Genomic DNA, 13,079 nt, shown 5'->3' on the forward strand with positions numbered 1-13,079 from the left:
AGCCCGTCCGGGCGGGTAATCCCCGTGCCGTGGCTACCACGGCGAAATCCGCGGCCGAATTCGTGCCCGCGTCCCAGGATCTGGCCCGGCTCCGGGAAGCCGCCGCCGGCTGCCGGGGGTGCGACCTCTATCGCGACGCCACCCAGACCGTTTTCGGTGAGGGCACGCGTAAAGCCCGCACGATGATGATCGGCGAGCAGCCCGGTGACCAGGAAGACCGCCACGGGGAGCCGTTCGTCGGCCCCGCCGGGCGTCTCCTCGACCGCGCGCTCGGCGAGAGCGGGATCGACCGCGAAGGCGTGTACGTCACCAACGCCGTCAAGCACTTCAAGTTCCGCCGCGACGAGCGAGGCTCCCGGCGCATCCACAAGAAGCCCGGCCGCACGGAAATCGTCGCCTGCCGCCCGTGGCTGGACGCCGAACTCGCGTCGGTGCGACCCGATCTGGTCATCCTGCTCGGCGCCACGGCGGCCCAGGCGTTGTTCGGCCCCGGCTTCCGCGTCACCGAGCGCCGCGGCGAAGTCCTCGACCTGCCCGGTGACCACGAAGCCAAGGCCGTGGCCACGGTCCACCCGTCGTCGATCCTGCGCTCACGCGAACGGGACGAGGCCTACGCCGCCTTCGTCGCGGACCTCAAGGCCGCGGTCGCCGTGCTGTGACGTCGAATTCCAGGCTGAAGTTGTCGAAAGTGGACGGAAGCTGCCGACCGGGGTCCAGCCGCGGCCGTGAGACCATGGTGAAGTCGGCTCGTTGCAGCAGTGCCGAGAGCAGCGTGCTCGTCACCAGCAGCACCAGGTTCCGCCCCGGGCATTCGGCCGGGCCCGCGCTGAACGGCACGAGCGCCGGGTGCTGCTTCGCCCTGCCGTCGAGCCAGATCTCCGGGGCGAACCGGTTCGCGAACGGCAGTTCTTCCTCGTCGCGGTGGAAGAACGGCGCGAAGATCAACACGGTCGACCCCGCGGGCAGCGTGCCGCCGTCCCATTCTGTGTCCTTTGTGGAGTCGCGCAGGATCATCGGCGTGGTCGGCCACAACCGCACCGATTCCAGCTGGCAGCCACGCAGGTATGGCAGCAGCGGCCCCTGGTCCTGGCGCGCCTTCTCACGCTCGGCGGTATGGGTGGCGAGCAGGGCGAGCGCCCGGTACGAGCTGATGCCCGCCGCGTCGAAGGCGAACAGCCAGTGGGGAATCTGCCCGACCGGATCGGTCTCCGGCTGCGCGGGCGCCTGCGCCACCACGCCGGCGAGGCTGTCCTTCTCGGCGCGGGCCAGGTGCGCGCGCAGGCGCTGGCTGAGTTCCTCTCGCACCGCCTTGTTCTTCTTCATGCCGTAAGCGAGGTTCGCGCGCAGCCGCAGGCGCGCGAGCAGGTCGGTGGTGCGGTGGTCGTCGCGGGCGGCGTCGCCGAGCGTCACCCGGCGCACGATCCGCCACCACGCCAGGGTGAACGCGTCCCAGTCCAGCCGGCCGCCGACTTCCGCCAGCTCCAGCATCCGGCCCGCTTCCTCGTGCACCTTCTCCGCCACCGCGGGCGCGATGTGGTGCAGCGGTTCACCGGTCTCCAGTACGTTCTCGGTGAACTGACGTCGGACGTCCCGCTCGGCGCCCCGCGAGATGAGCACGCCGTGCGGCTGGAAATGCGAGAGCGCCGCGTTCTTCTCGAGGTTCGCCGGGGTGAACGGGGACGGGGATTCGTCGAGCACCCGCCCGGCGTCGGCGGAGGACAGCGGGAGCACGAAGGTCCGGCCGGGCGCCTTGATCACCAGCGGCCCGTCGCCGTGGCGGTCACGCAGGCGCCGGAGCACGCGGTCCGCGTTTTCGTCCACGCGCAGCTTCTCCGCGGCCGCCATCATCGGCGGCAGGCGCTTGATCACGCCACCGGCGATCGTCGGCAACGCGACCCCGCCGAGCACGCGCAGCGCTTCGGCCGTCGACAGGGTGCTGAGGCCGTGGTCTTCCGCGCTGGGGCGTGGCATCGTGTGGTCCTCCCTCGTGGCGTTTCCGCTGCTGGATCGACTACCCAGGTGGAGGCGGCCGAAAACTGTCGGTGGCCACTGGCATGATCCATCCGGGTCTTGAGGGGGAAGGTGGCGAGTGGGGTTGGGAGGCGTGGTGTCGGTGGGGTCTCGGGCGCGCTGGAGCACCGAGCGGGTGATCGGACTGGCGCCGGACGCGGCGTCGGCGCGAGCCGGGCGGGCTCAGGCCGCGCCGGTGCGCTGGTCCGGCGCTGGCTCGTCGCCGGTCGCGGTCTGGGGGTACTGCCAGGGCAGCGGCAAGAAGCCGTACCAGACCTGCGTGGAACTGGAAGGCCCGGCGTTCCGCTGTTCGTGCCCGAGCCGGAAGTTCCCGTGCAAGCACGCGCTGGGCCTGCTGCTGCGCTGGGCCGGTGGCGAGCTGGCCGAAGAAGGCGAGCCCGAATGGGTCACGGCGTGGCTGGCCGAACGCGCCGAGCGGGCGGACCGCGCGGAGCAACGGAAGGAAACCACCGGTCCACGCGATCCGGAGGCCGCGGCGAAACGCGCCGAGCGCCGGGCGGACCGGGTCACCGCCGGTTCGGCCGAGCTGCGCGAATGGTTGCTCGATCAGGTCCGTGCCGGGCTGGCCGGGCTGGAACGCGGCGGTGCCGAAGAATTGCGGCGGGTCGCCGCGCGCATGGTGGACGCCCAGGCGCCGGGCCTGGCCGGTGGGTTGCGCCGGGCCGCCGGGCTGGTCGGCCGTGGCCGGGATTGGCCCAGTCGTGTGCTGGCCGAGTTGTCGTTGCTGTACCTGCTCGCGGAGGCGGGCGCGCGGTTGGACGAGCTGCCGCACGCGCTGGCCGAAACGGTCCGCACCCGGCTGGGGTTCAACACCGAAACCGCCCGGGTGCTGGCTTCCGGTGAGCGCGTCTCGGACGACTGGCTGGTCGGCGGCGTGCTCGACGAGGAACGCGAGCAGTTGATCACCCGCCGGTCGTGGTTGTTCGGCGAGCGGACCGGCCGGGTGGCGCTGGTGCTGGCGTTCGCCCCGCCGGGGCAGCCGCTCAGTTCCGTACTGCCCGCCGGGCACGTGATCCCGGCGGAGCTGGCCTTCCACCCCAGCGCGCTGCCGTTGCGCGCGCTGGTGGCCGAGCACGGCTCCCCGGTGCCCGCGTCGCGGCCGGACGGCGACACGATCCCGGTCGCGCTCGCCGCGCACGCGAAGGCGCTGGCCGCCGATCCGTGGCTGGACCGCTGGCCCGTGCTGCTGTCCGGCCTGCGCCCGGCCCGGCACGGTGGCGAGCTGGTGTTGTCCGATGTAGACGGTCAGGTGCTGCCGCTGGTGACCGGTTTCGATCCGTGGCGGCTGCTCGCGGTGTCCGCGGGCGCGATGGTCACGCTGGCCGGGGAATGGGGCCCGGCCGGGTTGCGGCCGTTGCTGTGCTGGGACGGGGATCGGGCGGTGCGGTTGTGACGGCTTGGGCGGATCTGGTCGGAGTGGCACTGCTCGGCACCCGGCGGCGCGCGCCGGATCTCGGCGCGCTGCCACCGGCGGTGCGTGAGCTGGCCGGTACGCGCACCGAACCGGCGGACGCGCTGCTCACCGCGGGTGCCTTGCTCACCACGTACCGGCGGGCGGGCTGGGTGCCGGAGAGCGAGGCGGAACCGTTGCCGGTGGCCGAAACCGACGAGCGTCCCTCACTACCGGACGCGGCCAGGGAACGACTGGCCCGCCTGCTGACAGCGAGCCGTCCCGAGTTGCTCGCGGAATGGCTCGGTGTGGTGGCCGAAAAGGGCCTGCGAGTCCCGCCGGAACGGTTGCCCGCGCTGGCCGAGGCGGCCCGCGCGAAGCCGGTGTTGCGTGGTCCGGTCGCGTTGATCGCCGGTCCGGCCGGGCGCTGGCTGGCCGGGCTGAACCCGGAATGGCGCTTCCTCACCGCCGCCTCGCCCGAACCCGGCACCGACGCCTGGCGCTTCGGTTCACCGGCACAGCGGCGGTCCTGGCTGGCCGTCGCGCTGGTGGCCGATCCCGACGGCGCCCGCGCGGCGTTCACCGCCAGCTGGGACAGCGAACCCGCCGAGGTCCGGGCCACCGTGCTCGAACTGCTCGGCGAGCACCTGCGGGCCGAGGACGAACCGTTCCTCGAAGCCGCGCTCGGCGATCGGGCCGCCTCGGTCCGCCAGCAGGCGTCCGCCCTGCTCGCCAGGGTGCCCGGGTCCGCGCTCGGCCGCCGGATGGCCGAGCGGCTGCGGCCGCTGATCCGGGTCAGCGGGGATGTGCTCGAGGTCGAGGTGCCCGAGGGCGACACCCGCTGGCTGCGGCAGGTGGTCGCGGCGACCCCGCCGGAGTTCTGGGCCGAGTTCGGCTCACCGGCGGAACTCGTGCGCATGGCCGTCAGCGGCGCGCCGGAGTCGGTCCTTCACGAGGGCTGGACCGTCGTCGCGGTGCGGCACCGGGACACGCGCTGGGCGAAGGCGCTGTTCGACGCCGACCCCGGCCGGGCCGACGCGGGCACGCTGATCCAGGTCCTGTCCCCAGCCGAACGCGCGAAGGTGCTGGCCCGGCTGATCCGCCAGGCCCGGCCGGAGGCGGTCGCGCGGCTGGTGGTCGACCTGCCCGCGCCCTGGCCACCCGAGGTGGGCACGGTGCTGCTCGACTGGCTGGCCGGCCGCGAGGACACCCGCGCCGTGGCGCACGCCGCGGTCACCATCGCCCGCACGGTGCCCCCGCGGTGCCTCGGGCACCCGCTGGCCACCACCGCCCCCGAACCCGGCTCGGCGCCCTGGCGGCGGGCGCTGGCCGAAACCCTGAACTTCCGTCGTGAGATGTACGAGGAGCTGGCATGACTTCCACTGTGCTGCGGCCGCACGCCGAGCAGGACCACGCCGACGAGCTGGCGGCGCTGGCCGCGGCCGACGACCGGCCGCGCCCGCCGTCGTGGCGGCTTTCGCCGTGGGCGGTGGTGAAGTACCTGCTCGGCGGCACGCTGCCGGACGGCACCGAGATCACCCCGAAGTACGTCGGGCAGCGGCGGCTGATCGAGGTGGCCGTCTCCACCCTGGCCACCGATCGCGCGCTGCTGCTGCTCGGCGTGCCGGGCACGGCGAAGACCTGGGTGTCCGAGCACCTGGCGGCCGCCATCAGCGGTGACTCCACGCTGCTCGTGCAGGGCACCGCGGGCACCGCCGAGGAAGCCATCCGTTACGGCTGGAACTACGCGCGGCTGATCGCCGAGGGGCCGAGCGAGCGAGCGGTGGTGGAGAGCCCGGTGCTGCGGGCCATGCGTGAGGGCCGGATCGCGCGGCTGGAGGAACTGACCCGCATCCCGGCCGACGTGCAGGACTCGCTGATCACCCTGCTCTCGGAGAAGACGCTGCCGGTGCCGGAGCTGAACACCGAGGTGCAGGCCCGGCCGGGGTTCAACCTGATCGCCACCGCGAACAACCGCGACAAGGGCGTCAACGAGCTGTCCAGCGCGCTGCGGCGCCGGTTCAACACCGTGGTGCTGCCCTTGCCGGACTCCGCCGACGCGGAGGTCGAAATCGTCAGCAGGCGGGTGGCGCAGCTGGGCGCGTCGCTGGAACTGCCTGCCGAGGTCGCCGATCTGGCCGAGATCCGCCGGGTGGTCACCGTGTTCCGCGAGCTGCGCGAAGGCCGCACGGAGGACGGCCGCACAGCGGTGAAGTCGCCGTCGGGCACGCTGTCCACCGCCGAGGCGATCAGCGTGCTCACCGGGGGCCTGGCGCTGGCCGCGCACTTCGGCGACGGGGTGCTCCGCGCGCACGACGTGGCCGCGGGCATCCTCGGCGCGGTGGTCAAGGACCCGGTCGCCGATCGCGCGATCTGGGTGGAGTACCTGGAGACCGTGGTCCGCGAGCGCGAAGGCTGGGAAGACTTCTACCGCGCCGGGCAGGAGATCGCCGGGTGAGCGTGCATCTGCTCGGCATCCGGCACCACGGCCCCGGTTCGGCCAGGGCCGTGCGCACCGAGCTGGCCGAGCTGGCACCGGACGTGGTGCTGATCGAGGGCCCGCCGGAGGCCGACGCGCTGGTTCCGCTGGTCCACGACCTGCGACCGCCGGTGGCGCTGCTGGCCTACGCGACCGACGACGTCTCCCGCGCGGCGTTCTGGCCGTTCGCCCTGTTCAGCCCGGAATGGCAGGCGCTGCGATACGCGGTGGACCACGAGGTGCCCGTGCGGTTCTGCGACCTGCCCGCCGCCTTCCAGTTCGCCGAGCCGGACGACCGGGGCGGCGCGGGCCGGTCGGCCGATCCGCTGGCGCGCCTGGCCGCCCTCGCCGGATACGACGACCCGGAACGCTGGTGGGACGACAAGATCGAGCACTGGCGCACCGGCGTCTCGCCGTTCGAAGTGATCGCCGAGGCGATGACCGTCCTCCGGGAGCACGAGCCCGAGGCGCCCCTGCGGGAGCAGCGGCGCGAGGCGTACATGCGCACGGTCCTGCGCCGCACGATCAAGCAGGGCTACGAGCGGATCGCGGTGATCTGCGGTGCGTGGCACGTCCCGGCGCTGGCGAGCCCGCTGCCACCGGCGAACCGCGACCAGGCCGTGCTCAAGGGCCTGCCCAAGCGCAAGGTGGCGTGCACCTGGGTGCCGTGGACGCACGGGCGGCTGGCCGGGGCCAGCGGTTACGGCGCGGGCATCCAGTCGCCCGGCTGGTACCACCACCTGTTCACCACCGACGACGACGTCACCGCCCGCTGGATGACCGAGGCCGCCGGGGTGCTGCGTGCCCAGGACCTGCCGGTGTCCACCGCGCACGTGATCGAGGCCGTCCGGCTCGCCGACACGCTGGCCACCCTGCGCGACAGGTCCTCGGCCGGGCTGGCGGAGGTGTCGGAGTCGATCCAGGCGGTGCTCTGCGACGGGGACGAACTGCGCGGCAAGCTGGTCGTCGAAAAGCTGATGGTGGGGGAGCGCCTCGGGGCGGTCTCCGAACAGGTGCCGCAGGCGCCGCTGGCCGCGGACCTGACGGCCACCGCCCGGCGGCTGCGGCTGCGCCGGGATCCGGTGGTGCGCGAGCTGGACCTGGACCTGCGCAACGAGTCCGGGCTCGGCAAATCACGCCTGCTGCACCGCTTGCGGATCCTCGGCATCCATTGGGGCGTCAGGGAAATCTCCGCGGTCCGCAGCAAGGGCACGTTCCGCGAAACCTGGGAACTGGCCTGGGAACCCTCGTTCGAGGTGGACCTCATCGCCGCCGCGGTCTACGGCACCACGGTCCCGGCCGCGGCCACCGAGGTGGTCCGGAAGGTGGTCGCCGCGCGGCCACCGCTGCCGGAGATCACCACGGCGGTGGAGGACTGCCTGCTCGCCGACCTCACCGACGCGCTGCCCGAGGTGCTGGCCGCGCTGGACGAACGCGCCGCCGCGGACGCCGACGTGGCGCACCTGATGGCCGCGTTGCCCGCGCTCGCCAGGGTCACCCGCTACGGCGACGTGCGCGGCACCGACGTCGGCGCCTTGCGCGTGGTGGCCGATCGCATGCTGGCGCGGGTGTGCGCGGGCCTGCCGCCCGCGGCCCACGGTCTCGACGACGACGCGGCCGCGCGCCTCGGCGAACTGGTCGACGACGTGCACGAGGCGACCACCCTGCTCGAAGACAGCGCGAAGGAGCGCTGGATCGACGCGCTCGCCGGACTGGTCGACGCACCGGGCCTGCCCGCGCTGCTCGCCGGGAAGCTGGCGCGCCTGCTGCTCGACGCGGATCGCCTGGACACCGCCGAGGTGGAGGTCCGGCTCGCGCGGGTGCTCACCGCGGGCATCGAGCCGGTCAAGGGCGCGGCCTACGTGGAAGGTTTCTTCGCCGGTGGCGCCCTGCTGCTGGTGCACGACGACCGGCTGCTCCGGGTGATCGACACCTGGCTCGCCGCCATCCCCGCCGAGCAGTTCACCGAGGTGCTTCCGTTGCTGCGCCGCACTTTCGGTGCCTTCGCCGGGCCGGAGAAACGGGCCATCGGGGAACGCGCGGCCGGCCTGGCACGCGGTGGCGGCCTGCGGAAGGCCGTGGTGGCCGAGGAACTCGACGAGCGGCGGGCCGAAGCCGTGCTGCCGGTGCTGGCGACTTTGCTGGGGGTGGGCGCATGACCGAGGAACGGTTGCGGAAGTGGCGGCTGGTGCTCGGCGGGGAGGACGACGGCACCGGTGCCGGACTGTCCGATGAGGACAGTGGGGTGGACGGCGCGCTGGCCGCGTTGTACGACGCGCCACCGGACGAGGCCCGCGGCGGCCGCCGCACCGGCGGGCTGGCCGGTTCGTCGCCGCGGGTCGCGCGCTGGCTCGGCGACATCCGGCGGTACTTCCCCGGCACCGTGGTCCAGGTGATGCAACGCGACGCCGTGGACCGCCTCGGCCTGACGCGCATGCTGCTCGAACCGGAGCTGCTCGCGGCCGTCGAGCCGGACATCCACCTCGTCGGCACACTGCTCTCGCTGAACAGCGTGCTGCCGCAGGAGACCAAGGAGACCGCGCGTGGCGTGGTCCGCGAGGTGGTCGCCGAACTGGAAGACCGGCTGGCCGAACCGACCAGGGCCGCTGTGCGCGGCGCGCTCGACCGTGCCGCCCGCACGCACCGGCCGCGCCTGTCCGACGTCGACTGGTCGCGCACCATCCGGGCCAATCTCCGGCACTACTCACCCGACCTGGGCACGGTGATCCCGGAACGGCTGATCGGGTACGGCCGCCGGGCGCGGCAGGTGCGGCGCGAGGTGATCCTCTGCGTCGACCAGTCCGGTTCGATGGCCGAGTCGGTGGTGTACTCCGGCGTGTTCGGCGCGGTGCTGGCGTCAATGCACTCGCTCAGCACACGGTTCGTCGCCTTCGACACCGCGGTCGCGGATCTGACCGAGCACCTCGCCGATCCGGTCGACGTGCTGTTCGGCACCCAGCTCGGTGGCGGCACCGACATCAACCGCGCGCTGGCGTACTGCCAAAGCCTGATCACCAGCCCGGCGAACACGTTGCTGGTGCTGATCAGCGACCTGTACGAGGGCGGGGTCCGTGAGGACCTGCTGCGCCGGGCGGCCGAGCTGACCGCGTCGGGCGTGCAGATGGTGGCGTTGCTCGCCCTGTCGGATTCGGGTGCGCCCGCCTACGACCGGGAAAACGCCGCCGCACTGGCGGAACTGGGGGTGCCGGCGTTCGCCTGCACCCCGGACCTGTTCCCGGACCTGATGGCCGCCGCGATCCGCCGGGACGATCTGGGCCACTGGGCGGCTCGCATGACCGGATCGGAGCGCTAAGGTCGCGGATGTGAAATCCTCCGCCCGCCGCGTCCTTTCCAGTGTGTTGTCCACGTTGCTGCTGGGGGCACTGGTGACCAGCCCGGTCGCCCAGGCGGGGCCGGTCCCGATCGTCGAGGAGACCGGGTTCGAGCGCGTTCTCGGTCAGCGGATCGCCCGCGCGGAGTTGTACGCGCGCACCCGGCCCGGGTTCGCCGGGCTCGTGGTGCACGACCGGAAGACCGGTGCCGCCTGGCGCAACGCCCACTCGGACACGCTGATCTGGGCCTGCTCCACGCCGAAACTGGCGATGGCCGTCGACCTGCTGCTGCGCGACGACTCCGGCGCGATCGAGCTGACCGACGAGGATCGCGCGCTGATGCACGCGATGCTGAACACCAGCGACAACGACGCCGCCCACACCCTGTGGAACCGCTACGGCGGTGAGGACTTCGCCACCCGCTTCCCGTCGTACGGCATGACCGACATGCGGTTCACCGACGAGCACCCGCACCACTGGGGCTGGATCCTGACCACCGCCAACGACCTCGATCGGCTGATGAACTTCGTGCTGGAGAAGCTGCCCGCGCGGCACCGCGACTACCTCGTCGGCGAAATGCGCGCGGTCGACGCCAACCAGCAGTGGGGCGTGTGGGGCGCCGGCCCGGCGGCGAAGCCCGGCAACAAGAACGGCTGGTCCGACGACAACGACGACGGCTCCTGGCTGGTGAACACCGTCGGCTTCGTCGGCCCCGGCGAGCGCTACACCGTCGCCGTCATGAACAACACCCAGGTCGTCGGCGGCGGTTTCGAGACCGGCGTGGAGACCACCACCCGCATCAACCGGATCCTGTTCGAAGGCTACTTCGGCTAGGGCACGTTCAGCGTCGGGTTGCGGTCGAAGAAGCCGGTCGGCTTGAGGGTGAACTTCGCGTGGTCGACCGGCATGATCGGCCAGTCCTCCAGCCGCGGCACGTGCGTCGGGCCGAAGGTGTGCCACAGCACGATGTCCTGGCCGTCGATGTCCCGGCCGGCGGCGGTGTACGCGGGCAGTCCTTCACCACCCGGGCTCTGGTTCACGAAATCGCCGGCCGCATAACGCTCGCCGGGTGCGTACCGCGTGACCCACAGGTGCTTCGTGGCGAAGGCGGCCCGTGACGCGATCACCGACTCCGGATCGGCGAGCAGCGTCGGCGACTGCTGCACCGAGAGCGTGTAGCCGACGGGCTCGCCCATCCGGTTCAGCTTCTCCGGGTTGACGATGCGCCAGACCCGGTTCGGCGCGGCGTCGCGGGCGGTCTCGCTGGTCAACCGGGTGGTCTTCGTGGTGAACGCGTTGCCGTACGGATTGGCCTCGTCCATCGGCCGCGCCACCACGTCGATTTCGTCGACGGCGTTCGTGTCGCCGTCGATCGTGAGGTCGAGGCGCGCGCAGAACAGGTGCTGGTGGTACGGCGCCCCGAGTCCGGGCGCCACCTGCGTGGCGAATTCGGAACCTTCCTCGGGGTAGGCCGAGGTGAACAGGAAGCCGGTCAGCTTGACCTCGCATTCGATGGTGCCGTCGAGGTAGAGGTACCAGTAGAAGCCGTAGTCGTAATTTCCGACGGTGGTGAAGAAGCTGATCACCAGCCGCCGCTGCCTGCGCGTCTCGGCGATCCCGGTGAACAGGTCGGTGTGCTTCCACAACGTGCCGAAGTCCTCTTCGTGCACGCAGATGGCGTTCTCGATGACCCGCGGAGTGCCCAGTTCGTCGGACACGGTGACGTCGAGGTAGGTGATCTCGCCGAGGCAGTCGCAGCCGAGCTTCAGCGAGTTCGCGTACCGCCCGAACAGGTACTCACCGGTGTCGAAGTAGTTCTGCCAGAACCGCACCGGCGACGGGTCGGCGTACGGCACGACCATTTCGGCGATCGACGCGCGTTGCACGATCGGCCGTCCGCTGAACGCGATCTCCCGCAGGACCAGTCCTTCCCGGGTGTCGAAACCGACGTGCAGCGACCAGTTGGCCCACCGCAGCTCGTCGCCGTCGAACCGGAAGGACGGCCCCTCGGGCTGCCGGATTTCGATCGGCTTGAGTCCTTCGAGCGGCGGCCCGGCTACTTCGGGATCCTGGTAGTTGCCGGATTCCTCGGGAACTTCGTAGACGCGGTGGTCGATCAGCTTGTGCAGCGTGCGCGCGACCAGGTCGACATAGGCACAAAGGCCGTCCACCGGATGCGCCCAGCAGTGGTCCTGCGGGTGGTCCTGCCGGAAGGCGAGCACCCGCAGCAGGCGCTTGCCCTCCTCGTCCGGATAGCCGTAGTTGCCAGCCGACAACGGCGCGAAGATCACCGAGTCCGGCGCGACGCCGCGCTTCTCCAGCGCCGCCAGCCACTCCGGCGACTCGTTGAGGATCGGTCCGATGATGCCGAACTCCTCGTCGAGGATGGGCAACTGGCCGATCGCGCCGTCCACGGGCGTTATTTCGACGGCCTCGGTCGTCAGTGAAACGCGCGCGTCGTTCGCGGCCCCGCTTCCGAGGTCGAGCAGCAGCACGCGTGCCCGTCGTTCCGGTGCACGGTCCCGCTTGTCGGGTTCGTCCAGGCCGACGTAGGCGAACCGGGTCTCGGTGCCGACGTGCCCGGCATCGGTGAGCACGCGCCGGGCGACGGTGATCTCGTCGGCGGTGAGCGCGGAGAGTGGATGCGTCGTCATCGGCGTTCCCTTCGTCGGCTCTACCGTCGAACACGCCTGCCGCCGCTGTCACCACCGGCGCCGGGGATTTGACCCGAATGCCTGGCATGGACCGAACGTCCAAGTCATGGACAGTTTGTCTATAGTGGGCGTCATGGGCACTCCGTATCTCGCGCTCGACCGGGCCAAGCTCGAAGCGAACATCCACCGGCTGCGCGGCCGGCTCGGCGGCACCACGCTCCGCCCGCACCTCAAGACCGCGAAGTCGGTCGAGGTCGCGCGCCTGCTCTTCGACGGCGGTACCGGCCCGATCACCGTCTCCACCCTGGCCGAAGCGGAGGCCTTCGCCGACGCCGGTTTCACCGACATTCTCTACGCCGTCGGTTTCTCGCCCGACAAGCTCGACCGCGTACGCGCGCTGCGTGACCGCGGGGTCGACCTCGTCGTTCTGCTCGACAGCGTGGACCAGGTCGTGCCCGGCATCCCCGCGCTCATCGAGGTCGACTGCGACGGCCACCGCGGCGGCATCGTCCCGGGCGATCCCGTCGCCTTGGACATCGCGCGGGCACTCGGCGCCGATCTGCGCGGCGTGCTGACCCACGCCGGCGAGTCCTACTTCGCGGACAGCCCCGCCGCCCTCGCCGCCGCCGCGGAACAGGAGCGGCAAGCCGCGGTCACCGTGGCCGACGAACTGCGCCGCGCCGGACACGAAGTCCCGGTGGTGAGCGTCGGCTCGACACCGACCGCGCACTTCGCCGGCGACCTCACCGGCGTGACCGAGGTCCGCGCGGGCAACTTCGTCTTCTTCGACCTGGTGATGGCGGGCATCGGCGTCTGCCGGATCGACGACCTCGCGCTGAGCGTGGTCACCACGGTGATCGGCCACCGCCTCGACAAGGGATGGATCCTGACCGACGGCGGCTGGATGGCGACCTCCCGCGACCGCGGCACCGCCCGCCAGCGCGTCGACCAGCGGTACGGACTCGTCGCGAAAATCGACGGCGGGCTCTACCCCGATCTCCTGATGGCCGACGCCAGCCAGGAACACGGCATCCTCGCGCTTCGCGACGGCAGCACCGAAACCCTCCCGGACCTGCCGATCGGCACCCGGGTCCGCATCCTGCCGAACCACGCCTGCGCGACCGCAGCCCAGCACGACGAGTACCGGCTCGGCAACGGGGAACGGTGGCATCGCGTGCGCGGATGGTGAACCA

The 13,079-nt window shown here is 71.9% G+C and carries 10 protein-coding genes; 8 read left to right on the forward strand and 2 right to left on the reverse strand.

The features are described from left to right. The first annotated feature begins 29 nt into the window (after positions 1-29). On the forward strand, positions 30-659 hold the full coding sequence (locus tag L3Q67_RS23630) for a uracil-DNA glycosylase family protein (RefSeq protein WP_499183650.1): 630 nt from the start codon (positions 30-32) through the stop codon (positions 657-659). Here L3Q67_RS23630 and L3Q67_RS23635 read toward each other — a convergent pair. Then, on the reverse strand, positions 634-1,971 hold the full coding sequence (locus L3Q67_RS23635) for a cytochrome P450 family protein (protein WP_499183651.1): 1,338 nt from the start codon (positions 1,969-1,971) through the stop codon (positions 634-636). The genes L3Q67_RS23630 and L3Q67_RS23635 overlap by 26 nt on opposite strands. A 136-nt stretch (positions 1,972-2,107) precedes the next feature. Here L3Q67_RS23635 and L3Q67_RS23640 point away from each other — a divergent pair, with 136 nt between their 5' ends. The 6 genes from L3Q67_RS23640 to L3Q67_RS23665 are packed head-to-tail and all read left to right on the forward strand — an operon-like array spanning position 2,108 to position 10,066. Next, complete coding sequence (locus L3Q67_RS23640; RefSeq protein ID WP_499183652.1) at positions 2,108-3,424, forward strand: SWIM zinc finger family protein; 1,317 nt, start codon at positions 2,108-2,110, stop codon at positions 3,422-3,424. Then, positions 3,421-4,797 (forward strand): DUF5691 domain-containing protein, encoded by a 1,377-nt coding sequence (locus L3Q67_RS23645; protein WP_499183653.1) that lies wholly within the window; start codon positions 3,421-3,423, stop codon positions 4,795-4,797. Before L3Q67_RS23640 ends, L3Q67_RS23645 begins: the two co-directional genes overlap by 4 nt. Next, positions 4,794-5,879, forward strand: a complete 1,086-nt coding sequence (locus L3Q67_RS23650; protein WP_499183654.1) for an ATP-binding protein — start codon at positions 4,794-4,796, stop codon at positions 5,877-5,879. The genes L3Q67_RS23645 and L3Q67_RS23650 overlap by 4 nt, the downstream gene beginning before the upstream one ends. Beyond that, positions 5,876-8,059 (forward strand): DUF5682 family protein, encoded by a 2,184-nt coding sequence (locus tag L3Q67_RS23655; protein ID WP_499183655.1) that lies wholly within the window; start codon positions 5,876-5,878, stop codon positions 8,057-8,059. The genes L3Q67_RS23650 and L3Q67_RS23655 overlap by 4 nt, the downstream gene beginning before the upstream one ends. Then, the gene (locus tag L3Q67_RS23660; protein ID WP_499183656.1) at positions 8,056-9,213 is read left to right on the forward strand and encodes a vWA domain-containing protein; all 1,158 of its coding nucleotides are present in this window, start codon (positions 8,056-8,058) and stop codon (positions 9,211-9,213) included. Before L3Q67_RS23655 ends, L3Q67_RS23660 begins: the two co-directional genes overlap by 4 nt. Before the next feature lie 10 nt (positions 9,214-9,223). Next, complete coding sequence (locus L3Q67_RS23665) at positions 9,224-10,066, forward strand: serine hydrolase family protein (RefSeq protein WP_499183657.1); 843 nt, start codon at positions 9,224-9,226, stop codon at positions 10,064-10,066. On the opposite strand, the gene L3Q67_RS23670 is transcribed toward L3Q67_RS23665, so the two are convergent. Then, positions 10,063-11,886: a primary-amine oxidase gene (locus L3Q67_RS23670; protein ID WP_499183658.1), complete on the reverse strand. Its 1,824-nt coding sequence runs from the start codon at positions 11,884-11,886 to the stop codon at positions 10,063-10,065. The two genes, L3Q67_RS23665 and L3Q67_RS23670, sit on opposite strands and share 4 nt — an antisense overlap. A gap of 133 nt (positions 11,887-12,019) precedes the next feature. On the opposite strand from L3Q67_RS23670, the gene L3Q67_RS23675 reads away from it, so the two are divergent. Next, on the forward strand, positions 12,020-13,075 hold the full coding sequence (locus L3Q67_RS23675; protein WP_499183659.1) for a type III PLP-dependent enzyme domain-containing protein: 1,056 nt from the start codon (positions 12,020-12,022) through the stop codon (positions 13,073-13,075). The last annotated feature ends 4 nt before the right edge of the window (positions 13,076-13,079 follow it).

This window comes from Saccharothrix sp. AJ9571, assembly GCF_021725495.1.
GTDB classification, from domain to species: domain Bacteria; phylum Actinomycetota; class Actinomycetes; order Mycobacteriales; family Pseudonocardiaceae; genus Amycolatopsis; species Amycolatopsis magusensis.

Excerpts from the sequence above, each read along its gene's own strand:
- L3Q67_RS23670 (WP_499183658.1), bottom strand. The coding sequence starts at position 11,886 with ATGACGACGCATCCACTCTCCGCGCTCACCGCCGACGAGATCACCGTC.
- L3Q67_RS23660 (WP_499183656.1), top strand. The coding sequence starts at position 8,056 with ATGACCGAGGAACGGTTGCGGAAGTGGCGGCTGGTGCTCGGCGGGGAG.
- L3Q67_RS23635 (WP_499183651.1), bottom strand. The coding sequence starts at position 1,971 with ATGCCACGCCCCAGCGCGGAAGACCACGGCCTCAGCACCCTGTCGACG.
- L3Q67_RS23650 (WP_499183654.1), top strand. The coding sequence starts at position 4,794 with ATGACTTCCACTGTGCTGCGGCCGCACGCCGAGCAGGACCACGCCGAC.
- L3Q67_RS23675 (WP_499183659.1), top strand. The coding sequence starts at position 12,020 with ATGGGCACTCCGTATCTCGCGCTCGACCGGGCCAAGCTCGAAGCGAAC.